Annotated in this window: 26 protein-coding genes; 14 read left to right on the plus strand and 12 right to left on the minus strand. The window is 72.5% G+C overall.

Annotated features, from left to right (window positions below; genetic code table 11):
* Nucleotides 1-10: 10 nt before the first annotated feature.
* Genes ACH35V_RS24765 through ACH35V_RS24785 form a run of 5 tightly spaced genes read right to left on the minus strand, consistent with a single transcriptional unit; the run spans nt 11 to nt 2394 of the window.
* Nucleotides 11-178 carry a hypothetical protein gene (locus ACH35V_RS24765; protein ID WP_395975358.1) on the minus strand — a complete coding sequence of 56 codons (168 nt, stop codon included), beginning with the start codon at nt 176-178 and terminating at the stop codon, nt 11-13.
* On the minus strand, nt 166-717 hold the full coding sequence (locus ACH35V_RS24770; RefSeq protein ID WP_395975360.1) for a hypothetical protein: 552 nt from the start codon (nt 715-717) through the stop codon (nt 166-168). Before ACH35V_RS24770 ends, ACH35V_RS24765 begins: the two co-directional genes overlap by 13 nt.
* Entirely contained in the window at nt 714-1172 is a 459-nt protein-coding gene (locus ACH35V_RS24775) for a hypothetical protein (RefSeq protein WP_395975362.1), read from the minus strand. Before ACH35V_RS24775 ends, ACH35V_RS24770 begins: the two co-directional genes overlap by 4 nt.
* Entirely contained in the window at nt 1169-1696 is a 528-nt protein-coding gene (locus tag ACH35V_RS24780) for a MauE/DoxX family redox-associated membrane protein (RefSeq protein WP_395975364.1), read from the minus strand. Before ACH35V_RS24780 ends, ACH35V_RS24775 begins: the two co-directional genes overlap by 4 nt.
* Nucleotides 1693-2394: a hypothetical protein gene (locus ACH35V_RS24785; RefSeq protein ID WP_395975366.1), complete on the minus strand. Its 702-nt coding sequence runs from the start codon at nt 2392-2394 to the stop codon at nt 1693-1695. Before ACH35V_RS24785 ends, ACH35V_RS24780 begins: the two co-directional genes overlap by 4 nt.
* A gap of 258 nt (nt 2395-2652) precedes the next feature.
* On the opposite strand from ACH35V_RS24785, the gene dut reads away from it, so the two are divergent.
* Together dut and ACH35V_RS24795 are read left to right on the plus strand one after the other, a co-directional pair.
* Nucleotides 2653-3168 carry a dUTP diphosphatase gene (dut, locus tag ACH35V_RS24790; protein ID WP_395975368.1) on the plus strand — a complete coding sequence of 172 codons (516 nt, stop codon included), beginning with the start codon at nt 2653-2655 and terminating at the stop codon, nt 3166-3168.
* Between the two features lie 3 nt (nt 3169-3171).
* Entirely contained in the window at nt 3172-3996 is an 825-nt protein-coding gene (locus tag ACH35V_RS24795) for a DUF3710 domain-containing protein (RefSeq protein WP_395975370.1), read from the plus strand.
* A 354-nt stretch (nt 3997-4350) separates the two neighbouring features.
* Here the strand turns inward: ACH35V_RS24795 and ACH35V_RS24800 are convergent, their stop codons facing one another.
* A complete protein-coding gene (locus ACH35V_RS24800) occupies nt 4351-5052 on the minus strand; it encodes a PIG-L deacetylase family protein (RefSeq protein WP_395975372.1) in 702 nt (233 codons plus the stop codon).
* Nucleotides 5053-5073: 21 nt separating this feature from the next.
* The gene (locus ACH35V_RS24805; RefSeq protein WP_395975374.1) at nt 5074-6354 is read right to left on the minus strand and encodes an ArsB/NhaD family transporter; all 1281 of its coding nucleotides are present in this window, start codon (nt 6352-6354) and stop codon (nt 5074-5076) included.
* Between the two features lie 241 nt (nt 6355-6595).
* Between ACH35V_RS24805 and ACH35V_RS24810 the strand changes: the two genes are divergently transcribed.
* The 3 genes from ACH35V_RS24810 (at nt 6596) to murJ (ending at nt 10693) form a co-directional block, all read left to right on the plus strand.
* Nucleotides 6596-7393 (plus strand): ABC transporter ATP-binding protein, encoded by a 798-nt coding sequence (locus tag ACH35V_RS24810; RefSeq protein ID WP_395975376.1) that lies wholly within the window; start codon nt 6596-6598, stop codon nt 7391-7393.
* Nucleotides 7394-7412: 19 nt separating this feature from the next.
* Nucleotides 7413-8753, plus strand: coding sequence for an FtsX-like permease family protein (locus ACH35V_RS24815; RefSeq protein ID WP_395975378.1), 1341 nt, complete (start codon nt 7413-7415; stop codon nt 8751-8753).
* Between the two features lie 101 nt (nt 8754-8854).
* A complete protein-coding gene (gene murJ, locus ACH35V_RS24820; protein ID WP_395975380.1) occupies nt 8855-10693 on the plus strand; it encodes a murein biosynthesis integral membrane protein MurJ in 1839 nt (612 codons plus the stop codon).
* Between the two features lie 75 nt (nt 10694-10768).
* On the opposite strand, the gene ACH35V_RS24825 is transcribed toward murJ, so the two are convergent.
* Nucleotides 10769-12190: an MFS transporter gene (locus tag ACH35V_RS24825; RefSeq protein WP_395975382.1), complete on the minus strand. Its 1422-nt coding sequence runs from the start codon at nt 12188-12190 to the stop codon at nt 10769-10771.
* A gap of 260 nt (nt 12191-12450) precedes the next feature.
* Here ACH35V_RS24825 and ACH35V_RS24830 point away from each other — a divergent pair, with 260 nt between their 5' ends.
* Entirely contained in the window at nt 12451-12840 is a 390-nt protein-coding gene (locus tag ACH35V_RS24830) for an OB-fold nucleic acid binding domain-containing protein (protein WP_395975384.1), read from the plus strand.
* 28 nt (nt 12841-12868) lie between these two features.
* On the plus strand, nt 12869-13636 hold the full coding sequence (locus ACH35V_RS24835; protein WP_395975386.1) for a DUF3159 domain-containing protein: 768 nt from the start codon (nt 12869-12871) through the stop codon (nt 13634-13636).
* A 34-nt stretch (nt 13637-13670) separates the two neighbouring features.
* On the opposite strand, the gene ACH35V_RS24840 is transcribed toward ACH35V_RS24835, so the two are convergent.
* Complete coding sequence (locus ACH35V_RS24840) at nt 13671-14330, minus strand: potassium channel family protein (RefSeq protein WP_395975388.1); 660 nt, start codon at nt 14328-14330, stop codon at nt 13671-13673.
* The gene (locus ACH35V_RS24845) at nt 14330-14995 is read right to left on the minus strand and encodes a potassium channel family protein (RefSeq protein ID WP_395975390.1); all 666 of its coding nucleotides are present in this window, start codon (nt 14993-14995) and stop codon (nt 14330-14332) included. The genes ACH35V_RS24840 and ACH35V_RS24845 overlap by 1 nt, the downstream gene beginning before the upstream one ends.
* A 236-nt stretch (nt 14996-15231) precedes the next feature.
* On the opposite strand from ACH35V_RS24845, the gene ACH35V_RS24850 reads away from it, so the two are divergent.
* The 3 genes from ACH35V_RS24850 (at nt 15232) to ACH35V_RS24860 (ending at nt 19301) form a co-directional block, all read left to right on the plus strand.
* A complete protein-coding gene (locus ACH35V_RS24850) occupies nt 15232-17265 on the plus strand; it encodes an APC family permease (protein ID WP_395975392.1) in 2034 nt (677 codons plus the stop codon).
* Nucleotides 17258-18613 carry a class I SAM-dependent RNA methyltransferase gene (locus ACH35V_RS24855; protein ID WP_395975394.1) on the plus strand — a complete coding sequence of 452 codons (1356 nt, stop codon included), beginning with the start codon at nt 17258-17260 and terminating at the stop codon, nt 18611-18613. Before ACH35V_RS24850 ends, ACH35V_RS24855 begins: the two co-directional genes overlap by 8 nt.
* A gap of 214 nt (nt 18614-18827) precedes the next feature.
* Nucleotides 18828-19301 carry a DUF4352 domain-containing protein gene (locus tag ACH35V_RS24860; RefSeq protein ID WP_395975396.1) on the plus strand — a complete coding sequence of 158 codons (474 nt, stop codon included), beginning with the start codon at nt 18828-18830 and terminating at the stop codon, nt 19299-19301.
* Nucleotides 19302-19423: 122 nt separating this feature from the next.
* Here the strand turns inward: ACH35V_RS24860 and ACH35V_RS24865 are convergent, their stop codons facing one another.
* Nucleotides 19424-19642, minus strand: a complete 219-nt coding sequence (locus tag ACH35V_RS24865) for a winged helix-turn-helix domain-containing protein (protein WP_395975398.1) — start codon at nt 19640-19642, stop codon at nt 19424-19426.
* Nucleotides 19643-19764: 122 nt separating this feature from the next.
* Between ACH35V_RS24865 and ACH35V_RS24870 the strand changes: the two genes are divergently transcribed.
* The 3 genes from ACH35V_RS24870 to ACH35V_RS24880 all read left to right on the plus strand — a co-directional run bounded on the left by ACH35V_RS24870 (nt 19765) and on the right by ACH35V_RS24880 (nt 22013).
* Nucleotides 19765-20955, plus strand: coding sequence for a GNAT family N-acetyltransferase (locus ACH35V_RS24870; RefSeq protein WP_395975400.1), 1191 nt, complete (start codon nt 19765-19767; stop codon nt 20953-20955).
* A 110-nt stretch (nt 20956-21065) separates the two neighbouring features.
* Entirely contained in the window at nt 21066-21566 is a 501-nt protein-coding gene (locus ACH35V_RS24875; RefSeq protein WP_395975402.1) for a DUF6221 family protein, read from the plus strand.
* A 54-nt stretch (nt 21567-21620) separates the two neighbouring features.
* Nucleotides 21621-22013 (plus strand): helix-turn-helix transcriptional regulator, encoded by a 393-nt coding sequence (locus ACH35V_RS24880; RefSeq protein ID WP_395975404.1) that lies wholly within the window; start codon nt 21621-21623, stop codon nt 22011-22013.
* Between the two features lie 61 nt (nt 22014-22074).
* Here the strand turns inward: ACH35V_RS24880 and ACH35V_RS24885 are convergent, their stop codons facing one another.
* A complete protein-coding gene (locus ACH35V_RS24885) occupies nt 22075-22671 on the minus strand; it encodes a glycoside hydrolase domain-containing protein (protein WP_395975406.1) in 597 nt (198 codons plus the stop codon).
* A 256-nt stretch (nt 22672-22927) separates the two neighbouring features.
* On the opposite strand from ACH35V_RS24885, the gene ACH35V_RS24890 reads away from it, so the two are divergent.
* Nucleotides 22928-23944 carry a DUF11 domain-containing protein gene (locus ACH35V_RS24890; protein WP_395975408.1) on the plus strand — a complete coding sequence of 339 codons (1017 nt, stop codon included), beginning with the start codon at nt 22928-22930 and terminating at the stop codon, nt 23942-23944.
* Nucleotides 23945-23967 lie beyond the last annotated feature (23 nt).

Genomic DNA, 23967 nt, shown 5'->3' on the forward strand with positions numbered 1-23967 from the left:
TGTTGCGCGTTCAAACGCTGCCGGAAAGCGAGAATCCGGCGAGGACGCCGATCGACGCCCAGCACAGGACGGCGGCGTTCAGGGCGGCGGCCGATAGCGCGAGGAGCGCGACGGCGGCGACGGGAAGGAGAGGGTCGGTCAGCCCGCGCCGCAGCCGTCCGGCGGTCAGTTCTTGCACGCCGTCGCTTTACGGCAGATGGTCTTGTACCAGTTTCCCGCGCTCGACTTCTTCCAGCCGTCGTGGCAGCGCCAGGTGATGCCCTTCTTGCAATTTCCGCAGGCTTTGGAGTAGGCCCAGAGCCATCCGTCCCAGTGACTTCCGTAGCAGTCGCTGGGGCGCAGTTTGTAGCGTCCCGGGTCCGAGACACCGGATTTGTGGAAGCCCTTGTACTTTCCGCTCGTCCGGCAGCATGAGGCGCACACCAGGCTCGGGCCGCAGCCGGGGGAGCAGTTGTGGCCGGACGCGTACGACGGGCAGCGCGGATAGATGTCGTAGTAGCCGACCAGCTCGAACCCGGAGGACAGCGCCTCCCGCGCGGGCGGGAACACGCCGAGGGCCTTCAGCCCGGCGGTCGCGCCGGCGGCGGCGAGGCCCGTGAGGACGCTGCGCCGCACCGGCCTGAACGTCGGCGCGTCCGGCGGGACGCGGCGGCGGACGCGCCGGGCCTCGGCGGGACGCGGGCCGCGCAGCGGCGGGACGTCTTCCAGTTCGATCATCGTGCCGCCTCCAAGGTGAGTGCGCGGAGGGCTTCGGGCGAGCCCACGGGTTCGGCGGTCCGGACGCGGCCGTCCGCGCCGACGATCACGGCGAACGGGGTGGCGGGGACGCGGTAGTCGGCGAACAGGCCGTCCCGCTCGCCGGACAGGACGGTCGCGCCGGACGCGGCGTCCGCGGGCGGGCCCGCGAAGATCGCGTGGAACGGCGGGCCGAGGTCGTCGGCGGCCGCGAGCACGTCCGTGCAGACGCCGCAGTCGCGGTCGAGGAAGAGCAGCAGGCCCGGCCCGAGGCGGCCGAAGGACGGCGCGGGCGTGCCGGGCGCCGGGCCGAGGCCGGTCGGGCGGGACGTGCCCTGGCCGAGCGCGTGGACCTGCCGGACGAGACCGGCGACCACCAGGGCGAGCAGCAGGATCGCCACCCACGACAGCAGCAGCGCGCTGCTCTGGAAGCTCATCCGGCAGACCTCCTCTCGATCATGGCGGACGGGAGCGTCCAGAGGAGGACCGCGAAACCCAGCCCCGCCGTGACGACGATGAACGACTCGTATGCGGACGACCCGCTCGGCAGCCCGTGGAGGGCGCCGGTCAGCGCGAGCGCGGACAGGGCGGCGGCCCGTCCCGCGACCCAGCCCGTCATCGGTGCGTCGGCGCCCGCGCAGCCGCAGGGCACGTTGTGGCGTGTGCGCGACACGTACGTCCCATATGCCGCGTAGAGGGCGAGTAGTGCGGCCGATGCTCCGAACGCCATGCGCATCGGCCCGTCCAGCCGGAGCAGGAGCGCCGCCGCGCAGCCGACGCCGGTGAGCGCCTCCGCGACGACCACGGCCGCCGCCACGGGACCCGCGAGCGCGCGCGGGACCGTGCCGTGCGCACGCAGCGCGGAGGTGAGCAGGCCGGGACGCCTGGCGTGCCCGATCAGCGACCCGAGCAGGACGAGCGGGACCGCGACCGCCGCGACGCCCGCCGCCAGCGCGGTCACGGGACCGCCTCGACCGTCAGGCCCGCGAGCCGCCGCGGGACCTCCCGCACCTCGTCCTCCTCGGGCAGGACGGTCACCAGCAGCGACTTCAGGGCCAGCATGAAATAGGTGCCCTGGCCGTCCACGCTGTCGCGGAACAGCTCGCCGCCCGCGACGGACGCGCCGCGCCACGACGGGAGCCGCCGCCGCGTCTGCCGGTTCAGCGGCCTGATCTCCAGGAGCCCGAGGCCCGGGACCTCCTTGACCAGCTCGGCGGGCGCGGGCCGGCGGGCCCGGCCGTGCGGGACGGCGATGACCCCGTCCTTGTGCTCGGTCAGCCGCACCGAGTCGAAGAACGCCACCGCGTCCGCCGGGCGCGCGTGGTAGAGGTGCGTGAACACCGCGTGGCGACGCCCCTCCCACACGGCCGCGAGGACGGTCTCGCGCACCCCGGTCCCGGTGTCGTGGTCCGCCGCGGCCCGGCCGATCCGCAGCCGCCCGTCCTGGACGCGGAACTCCTCGTCGAACCGGTCGACGCCGATGTCCTCGGCCCAGGCGAGCGCGCCCGCCCGGGTGCCGCTGGAGATCTCGTGAAGCCGCCCGCCCTCGGCGATCGCCGCGACCGACGTGCAGGGACGGCCGAGGTCATGGGGACCCGCGAGCCGTACCCTGACACCGTCCAGCGAGCGGTGGACGATCTCCTGTTCGGATGTGCCCATGAACGCCCCCTTTCCTGCGGGACGCAATTCCCGCAGAAGCACCGCGGGTAACGGAAGCGACGCTACGCGTGAATCCACGCTTTGGGGCTGAATCTTCCGGAAGTGGTCATGTCCGGGAACGGGTAAGGTCAACTGCCGGACTCGTGCGGCGGACGGCGTTTCAGCACCGGCCCGGCACCGCGCCCTCGGTAGGGTCGTGAGGTTTTCCGGCAGGTGAGCGTGAGGTGAACGCGTGGGCGAGGTCCGTGAGGTGAACGCGTGAGCAAGGTCGATGTGCTGATCCGGCGGCTCGATCCCGGGCTGCCCCTGCCGCAGTACGCCCACGCGGGCGACGCGGGCGCCGATCTCGTCGCGGCCGCGGACGTCGAACTGCCGCCCGGTGAGCGCGCCGTGGTCCCTACGGGCATGGCGATCGCGCTGCCCGACGGCTACGCGGCTTTCATTCACCCGAGGTCCGGTTTGGGCGCTAGGTTGGGGGTGACCATAGTCAACGCACCCGGTACGGTCGACGCCGGTTATCGGGGTGAGATCAAGGTGACCCTGCTGAACACCGATCTCCGCGCCACCGTCACCCTGCGGCGCGGAGACCGCATCGCGCAGCTGGTCGTGCAGCGGGTGGAGCAGGCGGTGTTCCACGAGGTCGCCGAGCTTCCCGGATCGGCGCGCGGAACCGACGGCTTCGGCTCCACCGGCGGATTCGGTCCTGCGCCCGGAGGGCCAGGGCCCGCGGGCGCGGATAATGCAGGCAATGAGCACAGTCGAGAAGGAGCGTGAGTCGTGGCTTTTGGACGTCGCCGGCAGGCCGAGGAGCCCGAGAAGGGGCCCGAGGTGACCGATGAGCCGGCGGAGGCCGCCGAGGACGCCGCCGAAGAGGCTCCCGCCGAGGCGCAGCCGGCCGAGGGCGGCCCGTGGGACTCCGAGGACTCCTTCCCCGAGCTGCAGCGGCTCGATTTCGGGTCCATCCTGGTGCCGGTCGCCCAGGGCCTCGGCTTCCAGGTGAATTTCGAGGCGACCCAGGTGGACGAGGAGGGCAACCCGCTGGACGGGCGGCCCGTCGCCGTGCTGGTGCAGTACGAGGAGAGCGCCATGCAGTTGCAGGCGTTCGCGGCGCCGAAGCGCAGCGGCATCTGGGACGACGTGCGCCGTGAGACCGCCAAGGACATCCAGGAGGAGGCGCAGGGCCAGACCCAGGAGGGCGACGGCCCGTTCGGCCCCGAACTGCTGGCGATGGTCCCCCAGCCGCTGACCGAGGAGGTCCTCGCGGAGATGCCGGAGGACTTCCGCAAGCAGATCCCGGCGGAGTTCGTCGAGCAGGGCTGGGCGCCGCAGATCATCCGTTTCCTCGGCGTGGACGGCCCCCGCTGGTTCCTGCAGGCCGTCGTGCAGGGCGCGGCGATCGAGAACGAGGAGCAGTGGCAGGTCCTGGAGGACGTCCTGCGCGGCGTGGTCGTCGTCCGCGGTGACGCCCCGATGCCTCCGCGCGACCTGCTGGAGCTGCGGATCCCGAAGGAGTTCAGCGAGGGCGGCGACGACGACGAGGAGGAGGCCGTCGAGACCTTCGACCCCTTCGAGCGCGGCCCCGAGATCACCGAGGTCCGCTGACCCGGCCGCTTGGGTCCGCCGACCCGGCCGCCGTGGTCCGCAGTCCGCTGACCGGTCGCCGTGGTCCGCTGAGCCCGGCCGCCGTCCGCTCCCGCAGAAACTTGCCCGCCGTGCCGCGCGCCATTTCGGACGTGCGGCCGGCGGGTTTTCGCTGAGCCGCGCGCCGCGGATTCCTTGCGCCGGACGCCTCCCGGGTGGTCAATCGGGACATGTCGAAGAAGACGCGCAAACGCCGGGCCCGTAAACGCAGCAAGTCCAACAAGGGCAAGCGGCCCAACGCCCGCCGCTAGCCCGCCCGCCGCTGGCCCGCCCGCCGCTGGCAGAACCGCGACCGCTGGCCGCCGCCGGCCGGGGCTACGTCTCGATCATCTCGAACGTCAGCGCGTGCTCGACGCCGACTGCGCGTCCGACCTCCTCGGCGTTGCCGGTGAGGAACGCCGCCCCGTCGAACCCGGCGCCCAGGTTCGAGAAGTACACGTGGTGCGCGAGCAGCGAGTCGATGCCGGCCTGCAAGTGGCCGGTGATGTCCACGTAGTGCGTGTTCTGCGGTGAGCCGCCGAACAGCGCGAACCGGACGCCCTGCCACGGGTCGAGGCCGAGGTCGCGGAAGACCCACCGGTTGGCCGCGTCCCTGATCGCGTCCGCGACGGCGAGCCCGAGGACGCGGTGGTCGGCCATGTTGAACCCGCCGCCGGGGAAGGTGTCCCGGAAGTTCAGCGACAGCACGACCTCGGGCCGGTACCGCCGGATCACCTCGGCGAGCGCCCGCCGCAGCGGCAGGCCGTACTCCAGCACGCCGTCCTGGAAGTCGAGGAACTCCACCGTCTCCACCCCGACGACGCGCGCGGCCTCGATCTGCTCCGCGCTGCGGATCCGGGAGACCTCCTCGGGTTCCATCGAGTCGATGCCGGCCTCCCCGCGGGTCGCCATCACCTCCGTCACCGTCTTGCCCTGGCTCGTCCACTTGGCGACCGCGGCCGACGCCCCGTACTCCAGGTCGTCGGGATGCGCGACGATCGTCAGGGCCCTGTCCCAGTCCTCAGGTACCTCGTCCATCCGTCCATCCTCTCCCATCGCCTACAGGTAGCGGAGCCAGAGGTAGGGGGTGGCCAGAGCGATCGTGACGAAGGTGACGACCAGGCCGTAGCGGGTGAACTGCCAGAAGCTGATGGGCGTGCCGTTGCGGGCGGCGATGCCGAGCACCACGACGTTGGCGCTCGCGCCGATGGCGGTGGCGTTCCCGCCGAGGTCGGCGCCGAGGGCGAGCGCCCACCACAGGACCCGGCCCTCGTCACCGGGGTACTCCTGGACGAGGTCGGACACGATCGGGCTCATCGTGGCGACGTACGGGATGTTGTCCACGATCGCCGACAGCGCGGCCGACCCCCACAGCAGCAGCATCGCGGCCGCGCCGGGATCGCCGCCGGTGGCGTCGGCGGCGGCCGCGGAGACGTCGCCGATGACGCCGGTCTCGACGAGGCCGCCGACCATCACGAACAGCCCGGCGAAGAACACCAGCGTGGGCCATTCGACCTCGCTGAGCGCGTCCTCGGTGGTCACCTTGGTGGCGGCGACGAGCAGCCCGGCGCCGAGGAGCGCGACGACGGACGGCTCGTAGTGCAGGACGGGATGCAGCACGAACGCCGCGACGACGATGGCGAGGACGGTGAGCCCCTGCGCGAGGAGCCGCCGGTCGGTGATGGCCTCCCGTTCCTCCAGCTCCATGACCTCGGCCGCGAGCTCCGGGTCGTAGTGGAACGCCGAGCGGAACAGCCAGCGGCACAGCAGGCAGAACACGACGAGCAGGACGACGACGAGCGGCGCGAGGTGCACGAGGAAGTCGTTGAACGACAGGTTCCCGCGGCTCGCGATGATGATGTTGGGCGGGTCGCCGACCAGCGTCGCGGTGCCGCCGATGTTGGACGCCAGCACCTCGGCGATCAGGTACACCTCGGCCTTCAGCGCCAGCCGCTCGCAGACGAGGAACGTGACGGGCGCGATCAGCAGGACGGTGGTGACGTTGTCCAGCAGCGCGGACGCGCCTGCCGTCAGGACGACCAGCATCACCATCAGCCGGTAGGGACGTCCCCGCGCGCGCTTGGCGGCCCAGATCGCCACGTACTCGAACACGCCCGTCTGCCTCAGCACCGAGACGATGACCATCATCCCGAGCAGCAGGAACACGACGTTCCAGTCGATCCCGGACTCTTCCGAGAAGAACGCGCCGTCCGCGTCGGTGATGTGCAGGAGCAGCATCAGGCCCGCGCCGCCGAGCGCGACCGCCGTCCGATGCACCTTCTCCGAGGCGATCAGCACGTAGGCGCAGACGAAGATGACGATCGCGGCGATGGCCGGCACGGGGCCTCCAGATCGGCATGGGGCTGTTGGGACCTGCCGACCAGACTTCCCGGCGCACCGCCAGCGACTGTAACCCGGATCGCCGGACCCGGTCGAAGGCGGGGCCGTGCGAGCCCCAGGAAATGGTGGGGTTTTGCCTACCCCGTTCGGCGTGCTGGACCCATCCTCGCGGGCCGTCGCCCTCCGTAATTTCGTTCCTGCAGGGCGCACCAGGAAGGAGCGCCGGGCTGGAGGGAAGAAAATGATCGGACGTAAGGGGCCGGGCCCGGCGGGCCAGGTGTCGGGTGAGGCGCTTCGCCTGGAGGGCGTGCGCAAGGTGTACGGCGCGGAGGGCAACCAGGTGGTCGCGCTGGACGGCGTGTCGCTGTCGCTGCCCTCCGGGTCGTTCACCGCGGTGATGGGCCCGTCCGGGTCGGGCAAGAGCACGCTGCTGCAGTGCGCGGCGGGCCTCGACCGTCCCACCGAGGGGCGCGTGTTCGTGGACGGCGCCGAGCTGACCGGAGACGGCGAGGCCGCGCTGACGAAGTTCCGCCGCCAGCGCATCGGTTTCGTCTTCCAGCAGTTCAATCTGCTGCCGACGCTGAACGTGATGCAGAACGTGGTGCTGCCGCTGAAGCTCGCCGGACGGAAGGTCGACCGGGAGGGGGCGCGGGCCGTCCTGGAGCGCGTCGGGCTGGGCGACCGGCTCGGCCACCTGCCGTCGGAGCTGTCCGGCGGGCAGCAGCAGCGGGTGGCGATAGCGCGGGCGCTGGTCACGCGGCCGCGGGTGGTGTTCGCGGACGAGCCGACCGGCGCGCTGGACACGCGGAGCGCCCGCGACGTCCTGGGCCTGCTGCAGGAGTCGGTGCACATGCACGGCCAGACCGTCGTGATGGTCACCCACGACCCGGTCGCCGCGTCGTTCGCGAACGCGGTGCTGTACCTGGCGGACGGGCGGATCGTCGGCCACCAGGCCGCGCCGACCGCCGAGGCCGTCGCGGAGCGGATGACGCACCTGGCCGAAGAGGTCGAGCGTCAGCGGACGATGGCGGGGGCGTGACGAGATGTTCCAGCTGGCGATGAGTTCACTGCGCAAGCGGACCGGCGCGTTCGTCGCGAGCTTCCTCGCGATGTTCCTCGGCTCGGCGATCATCATGGCGTTCGCGTCGATGCTGGACACGGCGGAGGCGAGCGGCGCGACCGGGACGGCCAGGGAGACGCTCGTCACGATGGCGAACGTCGTCGGCGGGTGGGGCCTGCTGCTGGTGGTCTTCGCGGTCACCTCGACGCTGACCCTGTCCGTCCGGCAGCGGGCCGCGGAGATGGCGCTGCTGAAGAGCGTCGGCGCGACCCCGGCGCAGCTCGGCCGGATGATCGTCGGCGAGGCGGCGGGGCTGGCGGTGGCGGCGGCGCTGCTCGGGATCGTCCCGGGGATGCTCCTCGGCCGCGCGCTGCTGGGCATGCTGCACGACACCGACCAGGTCCCGGCGGACGTCGGCTACACCTTCGGGCCGATCGCGGTGTCGATGGGCATCGGGATCACCGTCGTGTCCGCCGTCGGCGCCGCGCTGATCACCGCGCGCCGCACCACCCGCGTCCGGGTGACGGAGTCGCTGGCGGACGCGGCCGTCGACACCGGCGGGCTGAGCAAGAAGCGCATCGTGTTCGCGGTGATCTTCCTGCTGGTCGCCGTCCAGCAGGCGGTCATCACCGTGACCGTGATGGAGGGCGACAGCATGGCGATGGCGACGTCCGGGCAGGCCGACATCTTCGCCGCGATCGGGCTGTCGCTGCTCGCCCCGGCGATCATGCGGCGGGTCACGGCGCTGGTGGCCGGCCCGCTGCGGCTGCTCGGCGGCGCCGCCGGCGGTCTCGCGGCCGACACCATGAGCCGCCGGACGAGCGCGCTGGCCTCCGCGGTCACGCCGGTGATCCTGTTCGTCGCGACGGCGGTCGGCACGCTGTTCCTGCAGTCCACCGAGAACGCGGCGCTGGACGCGGCCGGGCTCGCCAAGACCAGCGAGCAGAAGAACATCGAGACGCTCAACTTCGTCGTCATCGGGATGGTGGTGCTGTTCACCGCGATCATGCTGGTGAACACGCTGATCGCGGCGACCGCGCACCGCCGCCGCGAGTTCGGCCAGACGCGGCTGGCGGGCGCGACGCCCGGCCAGGTGCTCGGCGGCGTGGCGGTGGAGTCGGCGGTGCTGACCGTCACCGGCGTGCTGGTCGGGACGGTCGCGTCGGTCTTCACGATCGTGCCGTTCGGCCTCGCCCGGCGCGACTCGGCCACCCCGGACGGGAGCGTGTGGACCTACCTCGCGGTGGTCGCGCTCGCCGCCGTCCTCACCGGGGCCACGGCCTACGCCGCGACCCGCAAGGCCGTCCGGGTCCCCGCGGTCGAGGCGGCGCTCAACTGACCGCCCGGGAGTCAAGCATCCGTGTTCCTCGCAAGGCCGCGTGGGGTGCTCATCCGTGAAGGGTGGGCGCCCCACGCGGCATACTGGCGCGTCCGGGGGTGATGACCGTGGACGAGCCCGACATAAAGGACGAGCGCGGCCCGTGGCGTGTCCTGATGCCGGCGGTCATCGAGGAGGCCGAGCGCGCCGAGCCGCCCGGCGAGCCGGAGACCGGGCTCGTCCCGCTCCGCGACCCCGGCGACGTCGGCGACCCGGGGACCGCCGACCGGCCCGGCTCGGAGGGCGACGAGATCGGCGGCGCCGCGCAGGCCGCGCCGCCCGGCGTCGCGCACTCCAGCGCCGTCATGGCGATCGGGACGGTCTTCTCCCGCGCCACCGGCTTCCTCCGCACGGTCGTGATCGGCGCGGCGCTCGGCACCGCGCTGCTCGGCGACGCCTACCAGGCCGCCGAGATGATCCCGTACACGGTGTACGAGCTGCTGCTCGGCGGGCTGCTCGCGAGCGTCTTCGTCCCGTTCCTGGTCAAGCGGCGGATGCGGGACGCCGACGGGGGAGCGGCGACGGAGCGGCGGCTGCTCGGCGTCGTCCTGCTGGCCCTGGCCGTGCTGACCGTCGCGGCCGTGCTCGCCGCCGACCAGCTGATCTCCCTGTACGCGGGCGGGTACGAGGGGCGGCAGCGCGAGGTGGCGGTGCTGCTCACCCGGCTGCTGCTCGTGCAGATCTTCTTCATCGGCGTCAGCGGGCTGGCGAGCACGATGCTGAACGTCCGGCGCCGGTTCGGGGCGCCGATGTGGGCGCCGGTCGTCAACAACCTGATCACGATGGCCGCGGGCCTGGTCTTCCTCTGGGTCGCCGGACGCGGCCGGACCGCCGACACCGTCACCGACGGCCAGCTCGCCCTCATCGGCGTCGGCTCGGCGGTCGGCACGATCGCGCAGAGCGCCGTCCTCGCCTGGACGCTGCGGTCCGCCGGGTTCCGCTGGCGCCCGCGCCTCGACCTGCGCGGCTCCGGCCTCGGCGAGGCGGTGCGGGCGGCGTCGTGGATGCTGCTCTACATCGTCGTCGCGCAGGTGGGCGTCCTCGTGACCGCGAACGTCGCGACGCGCGCCGCCGAGCGGGCGGCGGAGGCGGCGGGCCGCCCGGTCTCGGGGAGCGGGCTCGCCACCTACAAGTTCGCGCTGGTCGTGTTCCAGCTCCCGTACGCGATCATCGCGGTGTCGGTGATCACGGCGCTGCTGCCGAGGATGAGCGCGCACGTCGCGGACGGGCGGCGCGACCTCGTCCGGGACGACTTCTCCCGCGGCCTGCGGCTGGCCTGCGCGCTGCTCGTCCCGCTGTGGCTCGGGATGCTGGTGTTCGCGATCCCCGGCTCCGTCACGTTCTTCGCCTACGGCAGCCTCAGCGTGGACGGGGCGCGCCGCATCGGCGTCGTCCTCATGGTCTTCGCCGTGATGGTGCTGCCGTTCACCTTGCACCAGCTTCTGATGCGCATCTTCTACGCGCTGGGCGACACGCGCACGCCCGGTCTGATCGCGATTCCGGCGGGGATCGCGCAGGCGGTCACGGCGTTCGCGCTGCTGCGGTTCGTCCCGGCGCGGCAGGTCGTGCTCGGGCTGCCCGTCGCGTACGGGCTGTTCTACCTCGCCGGCGCGACGGGCGCGGCGCTCGTCCTGCGCAGGCGGCTCGGCGGGATGGACGGGCGCCGCATCCTCCTCGCGCTCGTCCGCCTGCATCTGGCCGCGCTGCCCGCCGTCGCGTTCGGGGCGGCGGCCGTCTGGGGCTTCGGGCTTCTGCCGGGCGACCGGCTCCCCGCCCTGCTCACCGTCGTCGTCGGAGGTCTCGGCGGCGGAGCCCTGTACGTGGGGACCGCCAGGCTGATGAACGTCCCCGAGATCGGCTACTTCACCGCGATGGCGGCGTCGCGCGTCCGCCGCTCCTGACGGCCCGGAGGGCCGGAAAGGGCCGGAAACGCCGAAAACGCCGCCCGGCTCGGACGGCGAGTTCGGCGGGCCGGGTCAGTGCGAGCGGGCCCGGCGGGGGAGGAGGAACGCGACCAGGAACGCGACCGCGGTGAGGGCGATCGTCAGCTCGGCGACCCGCTTGGCGGCGTCCAGCGCGGCCGCCGGGTCGAAGTGCCCGGCCGCCGGCGCGCCGATCGCGCCGAAGAACACCGTGCCGAGGATCGCGATGCCGAGCGAGGCGCCCAGCTGCTGGATCGACTCCAGCGCGGCCGACCCGGACCCGACCTCGTGGTCGGCGATGCCCGCCACGATGATGTCGAACAGCGGGACGAAGATCATCCCCATTCCGGCGCCGAAGAGCAGCAGCGGCGCGACCAGGTGCCAGCCGCCGAGGCCCGTCCCGGCCGTCTCGAACACCGCGTACAGGGCGGCCAGCCCGGCGAGCATCATGCCCAGGCCGATGTGCAGGACGTTCCGCCCGAGGCCGGCCATGGCCATGCTGCCGAACGCCGACCCGGCGAACGCGCCGATCGCCCAGGACGCCATCGCCAGGCTCGCGGCGAGCGGCGTGTAGCCGAGCCCGAGTTGCAGGAACAGCCCGACGGCCAGCGAGAACCCGGTGATCAGCCCAAAGAAGACGACGACGAACAGGACGCCGGAGCTGAAGGAGCGGTTGGCGAACACGCTCAGCCGGACGAGCGGCGTCCGGCCGCGGCGGGCGCGGCGCAGCTGGTGCAGCGCGAACACGGCGAGGACGGGCGCCGACCCGGCCAGCAGCGCCAGCGACCAGGCCGGCCAGCCCAGCTCGCGGCCCTGGACGAGCGGGTAGACGAGCATGCTCATGCCGAGCCCGCCGAGCAGCATGCCGGTGACGTCCAGCCCGCCGGAGCGGTCTGCCTGCGACCGGGCCGGGGCGGGCAGCACCCGCGCGCCGACGACCAGCGCGTAGGCCCCCACCGGGACGTTGATCAGGAAGATCGCGCGCCAGCCGGTGCCGAACAGGTCGGCGTCGACGAGCAACCCCGCGACCACCGGGCCGAGGATCGTGGCCAGCCCGATCACCGGGCCGAGCAGCGCGAACGCCTTGCCGACGTCCTTGGCGCCGAACAGGTCGCGGATCAGCCCGAAGCCCTGCGGGATCATCACCGCGGCGCACAGCCCCTGCGCGACCCGCGCGGCGATCAGGCTCTCCGGCGACCAGGCGAACGCGCAGGCCACCGAGGTCGCCAGGAACCCGGCGGCCCCCGCCAGCAGGACGGGCTTGCGGCCGAACATGTCGCCGAGCCGCCCGCCGGTGAGCAGCGCGACGGCGAGCGCGAGCGTGTACCCGGCGGCCATCCACTGCAGCGCGGAGTAGGACCCGCCGAGGTCGGCGCGGATCGCGGGCGCGGCCACGTTCACGACGGTGGAGTCGAGCAGGTTCAGCAGGGTGGCGGCCAGGACCGCGGAGAGGCCGAGCCAACGGCGCGGACTCAATGCGGTTCCGGGGGGTGTGGGGGGTCGTCCCCCCACCGGAACAGGTGCCGTGCTCTCCATGGGGGCGTCGGTGCGCGTCTCAGATGGTGAGACCGGGGTGTCGAGCGTGGCGGTCACGGCTCTTCCTTCCTGTCGGAGCGGAATGCTCTGTTCCGATAATAGCAGAACGGAATGCTTCATTCCAAGTCTTGCGAAGCGGGAACCGATCGAGGGCGCGGCAAGGGGTCCGATTCGTCCGGGGATGCCATACGCTTCGAGACATGGACGAGGTATCGGCCGAGCGCGGGAAGGGCGGACTGCGCCGCTTCCTGCGTCGCATGGCGTCGAGCAACGCCGAGCTCGAGGCCGAGGACCTGCAGAAATCCTCGGGCCACGAGGGCGCGACGCCGATCACCGAGTGCGCCGAGCGCAAGCGGCACTGCGTCGCCGGTACGCTACGTACGGTGACGCTCCGCCCGCGGGGCGGCGCCCCGGCCCTGGAGGCCGAGCTGTACGACGGCACCGACGTGATCAGCCTGGTCTGGCTCGGCCGCCGCAAGATCGCCGGCATCGACCCGGGGCGCATGCTGCGCGCCGAGGGGCTGGTGAGCACGCAGGACGGGCGCAAGGTCATGTTCAATCCGCGATACGAGCTGCGCGGCGGTTCATGAGGCCGCGGCGAGCGGCCGGGAGTGCGACGTGAGCGAAGTCGAAGCGAGCCGGGAGGACGGCGTGGACACCGAAACCGGGGACCCCGCCGCGTCCGGCGAGCCCGGGGCGACGGCCGCGACGCCCGAAGCTCCCGCCGCGCCGGAGAAGGAGAAGGCGGCGCACGACACCGTCGAGGCGGCCGTGCGCGCCCAGCTCACCAAGGCGCTCGGCGGCGTCCGCGGCATGATCGAGGCCGCCGTCCCCACCATCGCGTTCACCGGCACCTACGTCACCCTGGACGAGATCAAGCCCGCCGTCGCCGCCGGAGTCGGCGCGGCCGTGCTGCTGCTCGTCGTCCGGATCGCGCAGCGCTCCAACCCGCAGTTCGTCCTGAACAGCCTGGTCGGCATCGCGGTCGCCGCGTTCTTCGCGCTGCGCTCGGGCAAGGCCGAGGACGCGTTCCTGCCCGGCATCCTGCTCAACGCCGGCTACGCCGCCGCGATGATCTTCTCGATCGCGGTGCGGTGGCCGGTCGTCGGCTTCATCATCGGCACCGTCACCGGCGACCCGACCGAATGGCGCCGCGACCCCGGCATCGTGAAGCTGTGCTCGCGGCTCACCTGGCTGCTGGTGCTGCCGTGCGCGGCGCGGGTCGCCGTCCAGTACCCGATCTACCTCGCCGACGGCGACCAGAGCGGCCTGCTCGGCGCCGCCAAGATCGTGATGGGCTGGCCGCTGCAGGTGGCGGCGCTCGCGGCGATGGTCTGGCTCCTCGCCCGCGGCCGCACCCCCATAGAGCGCAAAGAACCCGCCTGACCGGGGTGGCCGGGCGGGTCCCTGACGCGTCTCGTCAGTGACCGCCTAGCAGCTCCGCTAGCTCGTCCTCGACGTCCTGGCTGGCGACGAACATCAGCTCGTCGCCCGGTTCGAGCGTGTCGTCGGACGTCGGCACCAGCACCCGGCCCTCGCGCAGGATCGCCACCAGCGCCGTGTCGCGCGGCCAGGCCACCGACCCGACCCGCTCCCCGCCGAGCGGCGCGTCCTCCGGCAGCGTCAGCTCCACCAGGTTCGCCTCGCCCTGCCGGAACGTCATCAGCCGGACGAGGTCGCCGACGCTGACCGCCTCCTCCACCAGCGCGGACAGCAGCCGCGGCGTCGACACCGCCACGTCCACGCCCCACGACTCGTTGAACAGCCACTCGTTGTTCGGATGGTTGATCCGGGCCACCACGCGCGGCACCCCGTACTCGGTCTTGGCGAGCAGCGACACCACCAGGTTGACCTTGTCGTCGCCGGACGAGGCCACCACCACCTGGCAGCGCTCCAGGGCGGCGTCGTCCAGGGCGGAGATCTCGCACGCGTCGGCCAGCAGCCACTCGGCGCGCGGCACCATCTCCACCTTGATGGCCTTGGGGCTCTTGTCGATCAGGAGGACCTCGTGCCCGTTCTCCAGCAGCTCCGCGGCGATGGACCGGCCCACCGCGCCCGCCCCGGCGATCGCGACCCGCATCAGGACTCCTCCCCGTCCCGCGCCGCGACGGCGAGGTTCACGCGCTCGACGTCGTCGGCGCCCGCCATGATGTGCACGATGTCTCCGTCCTGGATCACGGTGTCCCGGTCCGGGACGAGGGCCTCGCCCATCCGCGACAGGAACGCCACCCGCGTGCCCGCGTGCTCCTCCATCGCGCCGACCTTCTCGCCCACCCACAGGTGCCCGGAGTCCAGCTCGGCGAGGACGACCGCGCCGGTCGGGTCGCGCCACAGCGGCTCGGCGCCCTCGGGGAGCAGCCGCCGCAGGATCTGGTCGGCGGTCCACCGGACGGTCGCGACCGTGGGGATGCCGAGGCGCTGGTACACCTCCGCGCGGCGCGGGTCGTAGATCCGGGCGACCACGTTGTCGACGCCGAACGTCTCCCGCGCCACCCGCGCGGAGATGATGTTGGAGTTGTCGCCGCTGCTGACGGCCACGAACGCGGACGCGCGCTCGATGCCCGCCTCGGCGATCACGTCGCGGTCGAACCCGAAACCGGTGATGCGGCGGCCCCGGAACCCGCTGCGCAGGCGGCGGAACGCCTCCGGGTTCTGGTCGATGATGGCCACCGAGTGACCCTTGTCCTCCAGGATGTGGGCGAGCGTCGAGCCGACCCGCCCGCATCCCATGATCACGATATGCACGGCCGTTCCCTCTGTCCGTCCAGGGGGACGCTCCCCCTGTACCCCCCGCGCCGTGCACGGCACCCGTCGCCGACCGCCCATGCCGTGCCGCACCCGAGGAACGTTTCCTGTGAATGATCCCTACCGGGCTGCAAACCTACACATCCGCCCAGGCGAGTACTACCCGGTACGGCCCGTCCGTCCCGGCCGCGGGGGCGGGACGGCGGCGTCACGTCCACGGGCTAGAGTCTCCTCTCGTGTCAAAGGTTCCGGACCTTGCGAAGCGGCTGCTCGTCGGCCGGGCGCTGAGCAGCGCGCAGCAGCACGAGCAGCTTCTGAAGAAGCGCATCGCGCTGCCGGTCTTCGCCAGCGACGCCCTCTCGTCGGTCGCCTACGCCCCCCAGGAGATCCTTCTCGCGCTGGGCGCGGGCGGCCTGGTGATGTACCACTACACCCCGTGGGTCGCCGCGGCCGTGGTGGTGATCCTGCTGACGGTGGTCGCCTCGTACCGGCAGAACGTCCGGGCCTACCAGAGCGGCGGCGGCGACTTCGAGGTGGCCACCGAGAACCTCGGCGGCAACTGGGGCGTCGTCGTCGCGAGCGCGCTGCTGGTCGACTACGTGATGACGGTCGCGGTGTCGGTGTCGTCGGGGGTGGAGAACCTCGGGGCGCTGCTGGACTTCATGCGGCCGCACGAGGTCGCCGTTGCGATCGGCATCGTGGTGCTGCTCACCATCGGGAACCTGCGGGGCCTCAAGGAGGCCGGGGTCGCCTTCGCGATCCCGACGTACCTGTTCATGTTCGCGATGGTCAGCATGCTGCTGTGGGGGCTCGTGCGGCTGGTCGCGGGCGCCGAACTGGAGGCCGAGACGGCGGGCTACGAGGTCCGCGGCGACGAGACGGACGTCGCCGGGTTCGCGCTGGTCTTCCTGCTGCTGCGGGCGTTCTCGTCCGGCTGCGCCGCGCTGACCGGGGTCGAGGCGATCAGCAACGGCGTGCCCGCGTTCCGCAAGCCCAAGGGCGAGAACGCCGCGAAGACGCTGCTGGCGCTGGGGGTCGTCGCGATGACGCTGTTCGGCGGCGTCATCGCGTTCGCCTACATCACCGACGCCAGGTTCGCCGAACCCGACCAGGGCAGCCAGTTGATCGACCCGAAGACCGGGCAGGCGGTCGAGCACGCCGACCCGGTGGTCGCGCAGGTCGCGCACACCGTGTTCAGCAACTTCGAGCTGGGCTTCGTGCTCGTCACCACGATGACCGCGCTGATCCTGTTCCTGGCCGCCAACACCGCGTTCAACGGGTTCCCGGTGCTGGGGTCGGTGCTCGCGCAGAACCGCTTCCTCCCGCGGCAGCTGCACACCCGCGGCGACCGGCTCGCCTTCAGCAACGGCATCGTCATCCTCGCCACGATGGCCGGGCTGCTGATCTACGCCTACGACGCGTCCGTCAGCCGGCTGATCCCGCTCTACACGGTCGGCGTGTTCGTGTCGTTCACCGTCAGCCAGATCGGCATGGTCCGGCACTGGAACCGGCTGCTGGCGGCCGAGACCGACGCGGCGCAGCGCCGCCGGATGATGACCTCCCGCGGCATCAACGCGTTCGGCGCCACCCTCACCGGCATCGTCCTCGTCGTCGTGCTGATCACCAAGTTCGCGCTCGGCGCCTACATCGTCTGCATCGCGATGCCGGTGCTGTTCCTGCTGATGAAGGGGATCAGGCGGCACTACGACCGGGTCGCCGTCGAGCTGGTGCCCTCCGGCGAGGACGTCGCGCTGCCCGCCCGCATCCACGGCATCGTGCTCGTCTCCAAGATCCACAAGCCGACGCTGCGGGCGCTGGCGTACGCCCGCGCGACGCGTCCGTCCACGCTGGAGGCGGTGACGGTCGCGGTGGACGCGGCCGAGTCGCAGCGGCTCCAGGACGAGTGGGACGCGCTCGACATCCCCGTCCCGCTCAAGATCCTCGACTCGCCGTACCGGGAGATCACCCGTCCCGTCCTGTCGTATGTGAAGAGCGTCCGGCGCAAGAGCCCGCGCGACGTCGTCACCGTGTTCATCCCCGAGTACGTCGTCGGGCACTGGTGGGAGCAGCTCCTGCACAACCAGAGCGCCCTGCGGCTCAAGGGGCGGCTGCTGTTCCAGCCGGGCGTCATGGTGACGAGCGTCGCGTGGCAGCTCCAGTCGTCCGACCGGCTCAAGGGGCGGGCCGAGCCGCCCGGGCCCGGCGCGTCGCGGCGGCCGCCGCGGACCGGGTCGCGTCCCGGTACGGGTAGTGTTTCGGACCGTGACTGACCTGGAACCCGACGTCCCCGACCTGCCCGACGTCCTCGAACTGGAGGTCGGCAACGTCGCCAACGGCGGATTCTGCGTCGCCCGGCACGAGGGACGCGTGATCTTCGTCCGGCACGCGCTGCCGGGCGAGCGGGTGCGGGCGCGCGTCACCGAGCGCGCGAAGAACTTCCTCCGCGCCGACGCCGTGGAGATCATCGAGGCGTCCCCGGACCGGGTCGAGCCGCCGTGCCCGTTCGCCGGCCCCGGACGCTGCGGCGGCTGCGACTGGCAGCACGCGTCCCTGCCCGCGCAGCGCGCCCTCAAGGCCGCCGTCGTGGAGGAGCAGCTCAAGCGCCTCGCCGGGATCGACCGGGCGGTCACCGTCGAGGAGGTCCCGTACCCGGTCGACTCGGAGGTGGTGCCGCCGCCAGGTCTCGGGTGGCGCACCCGCGTCCAGTTCACCGTGTCGGACGGCGTCGTCGGGCTGCGCCGGCACCGCTCGCACGACATCGAGCCGATCGACGAATGCCTGATCGCCCACCCGGGCGTGGAGCTGATGGGCATCGAGCGCAAGCGCTGGCCGGGCGCGACCGGAGTCGAGGGCGTCGTGTCCGCGACGACCGGCGACCGGCTGGTCGTGCTGCGCGGCCGCGACCGACGCAAGATCAAGGTGCCGCGGCTGGACGTGCCGGTCCGGCTCGTCCGCGGCAAGCCCGAACCCGGCGCGAGCCTCCCGTACGTCCGCGAGGAGGTGTCCGGGCGCCTGTACCAGGTCAGCGGCAGCGGCTTCTGGCAGGTCCACCCGGGCGCCGCGCCGCTGCTCGCCGCCGCCGTCGTCGACGCGCTCGAACCGAAGCCCGGCGACATCGCCCTCGACCTGTACTGCGGCGCGGGCCTGTTCGCCGGCGTCCTCGCCGACCGGGTCGGGCGGGACGGCCTCGTCGTCGGCGTCGAGTCCGACGGGCAGGCCGTCCGGGACGCCAGGTTCAACCTGCGCGACCTGCCGAACGTGTCCATCGAGCGCGGCCCCGTCGAGGAGGTCGTCGCCGACCTGGAGTTCGGCCGCGCGTCCACCGGGTCGCAGGCGCAGAACAAGCGCGGCGCAGGCCACCACCGCGGGGAGCGGGTCCGGCGCGCCGACCTCGTCGTCCTCGACCCGCCCCGCACCGGCGCGGGACGCGGCGTCGTCGAGCAGATCACCCGCCTCGCCGGACGCAAGATCGCCTACGTGTCCTGCGACCCCGCGACCCTGGCCCGCGACCTCGCCTACTTCGGCGAGCGCGGCTGGACGCTGGAGACCCTCCGCGCCTTCGACGCCTTCCCCATGACGCACCACGTTGAGGTTCTGGCGGTCCTGGTCAGAGGTTGATCAACGCTGTGACCTCCTTGTTTGCCGGACTGCAAGGGACTGGGAGGGACACGAAAGGACCCGGGTTCCACCCTCTCGTCGCACCAGCGACGCACGATCACGGTCCCGCCAGTTGGCCGGATGGTGACAGCGGCGTCACAGAGTGAACCGGCACGGCAAGGCCGCGCGTCGTACTGCCGTCCCCCGCCGCGGACTCTGCGAGAGGAACTTCCCCATGAAGAAGATCGCGGCGCTCATCGCCCTCGGCGTCGGCCTGGCTCTGGCGGGCTGCGCCATACCGGCCGAGGAGCCCGTCGCCGTCCAGTCCGCCGAAGCAAAGGGCGCGACCGGCAAGGCGTCCAAGAAGGCCAAGCCGCCGATCGGACTGACGGCCAAGCGCACCACGGCCAAGCGGTCCATCCTGTCGGACGGCGGCGCGCTGTCCTGCGTGAAGGTCACCGTCCGGAACCAGGGCAAGAAGGTCGTGAACGTCAACCCGCTGTACTTCGCCATCACCGACACCGGCGGCACCAAGCACGACGCCGGCTCGGCGCTCGGCATGTACGAGAACCAGATCGAGACGATGGACATCGCGCCCGGCGAAAAGGCCACCGGGACCGTGTGCGCGAGCGGGAAGTTCCGGCCGAAGACCGTCAGTATGACTAACGAGCTGCTGTCCACGGCGGCGCGTGCGGCGGTGGCGTCGTGACCGCGGCGACCTGATGCGGGGGTTACTCGCGGACGTCCTGAGCCTCACAGCCTGGGCACTCGTCGCGTCCGCCGCGATCGTCGTGTCCGACCTGCTGCGCTGGTTCTGAACCCGCCCGTCGACTACGCGTCGGCGGGCGGCTTGCTGCCGGTGACGTAGACGCCCCGGCCGTCCGCGGTAACGACGAGGCCCTGCTCGACGAGGACGCCGACGGCGGCACGCACGGTCTTGTGGGACACCTCGAACTCGTCGCACAGCGCCGCCGTCGACGGGATGGCGTGGCCGGGCTGATACGTGCCGTCCTGCCTCCGGTGGTACCGCAGCGGTACAGGTGCTGACATGCGGCGCGGTTCGGGTGGATATGTTCCCCATGACCCAGCACGTGGAGTGCCTCGCCACGCTCGTCCGCGGCTGATCGGCCCCACCTGCGAAAACGGGTTGCGTCGCGCAATAGCGTGGACATGTGATCGAAATCAGGGAGATCCCGGAGGGCGACGCCGACCGCATGGTCGACCTCGCCGGCCTGGTGTTCCACCAGCGCATCCCGGAGGACGACTACGAGCGCGAATCGTGGCCGGTGCGCCGGGCCGAGCGCGTCGGCGCCTATGACGGCGGCGCCCTGATCGGGCAGCTCGCGTCCATGCCGATGCGCCTCGCCGTGCCGGGCGCGCTCCTCGACTGCTCGGCGGTCACGTTCGTCGGGGTGCTGCCCACCCATCGCCGCCGGGGCGTGCTCACGTCCATGATGGACCGGATGCACGCGGACGCGGTCGCCGCGGGCCGTCCGCTCGCCGCGCTCTGGGCGTCGCAGGGGATCATCTACGGGCGGTACGGCTTCGGTCTCGCGACCCGCGCGCTCTCGATCGACGTCGACTCGTCCCGTCCCCTGGAGCTGCGCACCACGCCCGATCCCGCCCCGCTCCGGCTGGTCGAGGCGGCGTCCGCCCCGGAGATCCTCGACCCGATCTACACGCGTGCGCTGTCCGCGCGGCCGGGCGGGCTGGTGCGCGACCCCGAATGGTGGGCGCGTTCCGTCCTGGTCGAGGTGGACCGTGAGGCGCCCGGGTACACCGCGCCGCTCGTCGTCGTCCATCCGGCCGGGTACGCCGTCTACCGCACCCACGGGGGCGGGGACCGGACGGTCAGGGTCACCGACCTTTTCGCCGAGACGCCGCAGGTCGAGGCGGCGCTCTGGCGGTACCTGGCGTCGATCGACCTCACCTCCCGCGTCCACGCGCCGGGCCGTCCGGTGGACGACCTGCTCCCGCACATGGCCGCCGACCCCGACCAGGTCGAGATCAAGGGCGACTACGGCGCGCTCTGGCTCCGGCTGATCGACGTCCCCGCGGCGTTGCGGGCGCGTTCGTGGGCCGCCGACGACGCGTTCGTCCTGGAGGTCCGCGACGCCCGCATCCCGGCGAACGAGGGACGCTGGCGGCTGAAGACCGGCCCCGCACCGGCCTGCGAACGGACGGCGGAGGCCCCCGACCTGACCTTTTCGGCCGCCGACCTGGCCGCCGTCTATCTGGGCGGCAACCGCGTGACCGCCCTGGTCCGCGTCGGCGTGGTGGACGAGCACACGCCGTCCGCCGCCGCCCGCCTGGACGCCGCGCTCGCCGTCCCCCTCGCGCCGTTCATCGCCGACGACTTCTGACACGTCCGCCGGGCGGGTGTCGGCGACGGCCTTGTCGCGGCCGCCGCGCGCCGGACGATCTTGCGATGGCAGGATCGGTGTCGGCGCGTCGACGGCGGAACGGAGCGGCTGTGAGTGATCTGGTGGAGTTCCTGCGGGCCCGGCTCTTCGAGGACGAGGACACCGCGCGATGGGCGGCCGACTACCGGTCCCGTCCGAACGGCGGGCCCGACCTGTCCGGGAACGAGCGGTGGCAGTGGGTCGAGACGCACTCCGGGGAGCGGCTCAGGCTCGGACGGCGGCCGATGGACCATCTGCAGAGGCCGGTCTCGTTGCGCAGCGTCAACGAGTACCCGTGGCAGAGCCGTCCGGGGTTCGGCCCGCACCACGTGCTGGACGTCTCGTTGGTGAAGGAGGGCGTCGCGCTGCACATGGCGCGCCATTCGCCGGCGCGGGTCGTGGCGGAGGTGCACGTGAAGCGGCGCCTGCTCGAACTGCACTCGCGGATGAACGGGACGGGCGTCTGCCAGGCGTGCGGCGAGCGCGTCCGGGAGGGCGGGTGCACGACGCTGCGGCTCCTCGCGTCGCCGTACGCCGACCACCCCGCCTACCGGGAGAACTGGCGCGTCTGACGCCGGGGAGGGGGCCGGTGGATGTTTCCTGGTGTTTCCGGCATGCTGGGCGGCATGGCCGGGGACGTGGACCGGGAGCGGGTCGCCAAGTACGCGGTGGCCAGGCGCGGGTCGCTCGGGCTGACGCAGGAGCAGCTCGCGGAGCGGGCCGGGGTGACGGTCAAGACGGTCTACAACCTGGAGGCGGGGGAGCGCTGGCCGCAGGCGCGGACCCGCGGCGCCATCGAGGACGCGCTGCGGTGGCGCGCCGGTGACCTCGCCCGCATCGCCGAGGGAATGGAGCCGCTCGGCGGCCAGGACCCGGCGGACGCGGACGAGACGCCGCGCGAACTCGCGGAGCTCAACGCCTACTTCGCCGACCTGCGGACCGACCCCGGCGAGAAGCGGCGGACGGCGCTCGCGTTCCTCCGGGCCCTCTACAGCGAACCGGGCGGACGCGCCCGCTGAGTTACCGGGTCTTTCCGGCCGACGGCTGGGGCGGCCAGGACGGCCAGGACGGCCAGGACGGCTAGGGCGGTGAGACGCCGACGCGCCACTGACCGTAGTCGCCGCTGACCGCGCGGTCGTAGTCGACGGCGACGCCGTTGATCTCGTGGTCGTTGGAGTACTGCTGGAGCTGGGCGCGGGCGTCCCACCGGCCGCCCGACCAGGCGTAGGTCTGCCAGCCGTAGGCGATCTTCTCGGCGTCGAACGCGCGCTTCATCGGCCCGTGCCCCGCGTACAGGCCGACCCGGCCGCGGCCGATGACGCTCGCGGCGCCGTCCAGGTAGGCGTTGATCTCGTCCTGCTGCCCGGGGGAGGCGTCCCAGTCGGCGGCGAAGTAGATCGGGCGGTCGTCCGGCATGCCGCACGCCTCGGCCTGCGTGGCGGCGTCGACGGCGTCGGCGGCGCCCGCGGTCCGTCCGTCCAGGGGGCGCTTCGCGGTGGTCTCCCAGACGACCACGAGCCAGATGCCCGCCTCGGACAGCTCGTCCGCCTCGGCGCGGGTCAGGTTCTTGCCGGTCGTGTCGTGCGAGAGGTAGCGGCACGCGAACTTCGCCCCGGCGCGCTTCAGCGCGGACGTGCCCGGACGGCCCCACGCGTAGTCGACGCCGAAGACAGCCATGCCAACTCCATGGGGTCGCGGTTCCGGTCCGTCCGTCCGATTGAACAACGCGCATCCGTGGTCGCGCAGCGGAATCATTCGGTTGACCCTCCGTGACGACGCTTCCGTGGAACACTGGTCACCGTCTGTGATGACACGCCGACGCGGCGCTAGGCGGCGCGGCCGGCGGTCGCTAGAACGGACGTGTCCATATGAAGGAACCGCAGGCCACGGGGGGCTCATTGTGATCCGGACATGGAAGGTGCGCGGTCTCGTCATGCTGACGGCCGCGCCGCTGCTGGCGGTCGTTCCCTCGGCGGCGGGGGCGCAGCCCGCCGGTCCGGCGCGGGCCGCGCACCCGGTGCGGCTGGACGCCTCTCCCAAGCCGCCGCCGAGGCCGAGAACGCACGCGCAACCGAAGGCGAAGGCGAAGCCGAAGGGCGCGGTGCTCCGCACGGCCGGTCCCAGGGCGGACCTGATCCCGGGACGCACCTACGAGTGGAAGTGGACGTTCCGCGCGACGGAGAAGAGGCGGCCGAAGACCGTCAAGGCGAAGCCCGGCAAGGCGAAGTCCGGGAAGCCGGCCAAGGCGAAGACGGGCAAGGCGAAGCCCGCCAAGGCCAAGCCGAGGAAGTCGAAGACCGTGGGGCTGCTGACCGGCAGGGCGAGGCCCCGCGAGGCGGTGTTCCGGATGACGATGCCGAAGTCGCTGGCGTTCGTGTCCGGTGAGAAGAACTGCGCGTCCAGCGGGTGGAAGATCGTCTGCCGTCCGGGCGCCGTGCGGCGGGGCGCCAGGGTCAGCGGCGTGATCAGGGCCACGGTCGCCGAGCGGGCGAAGCCGGGCCAGCGGATCAACCCGAGCGGGACGGTGACGTGGGCCGGGACGCGCGTCACCAGGAGGTTCCCGGCCGTGCGCGTCGCCGCCACCGCCGATCTCGCCATCACCAAGTCCGCTCCGGCGCGGGCGCGGGCCGGCGCGAAGATCCCGTACGCGATGAAGGTCCGCAACAACGGCCCGGCCACGGCCAGGAGCGTGATGGTCCTGTCCGAGGGGCCGATCAAGGTCGTCGGGCGGAACACCGCGTGCGTGCCCGCCCGCGGCGCCTACGTGTGCTCGGTGGGCGCGCTCCGGGCCGGCGAGTCCAGGACCCTGCGCCTCACGGCGGTGCCGCGCGATCGCGTCCGGGCGGGGACGGTGCTGAGGTCGTCCTGGACGGCGGTCTCCCCGACCACCGACCTCGACCGCACGAACAACGGCGCCGTCGTCCGCACCCGGATCACCAAGCGGCGCTGACCCGGTGTCACGGGCGGGGCCGC

Source organism: Actinomadura sp. 1N219 (assembly GCF_044326405.1).
Lineage (GTDB): Bacteria > Actinomycetota > Actinomycetes > Streptosporangiales > Streptosporangiaceae > Spirillospora.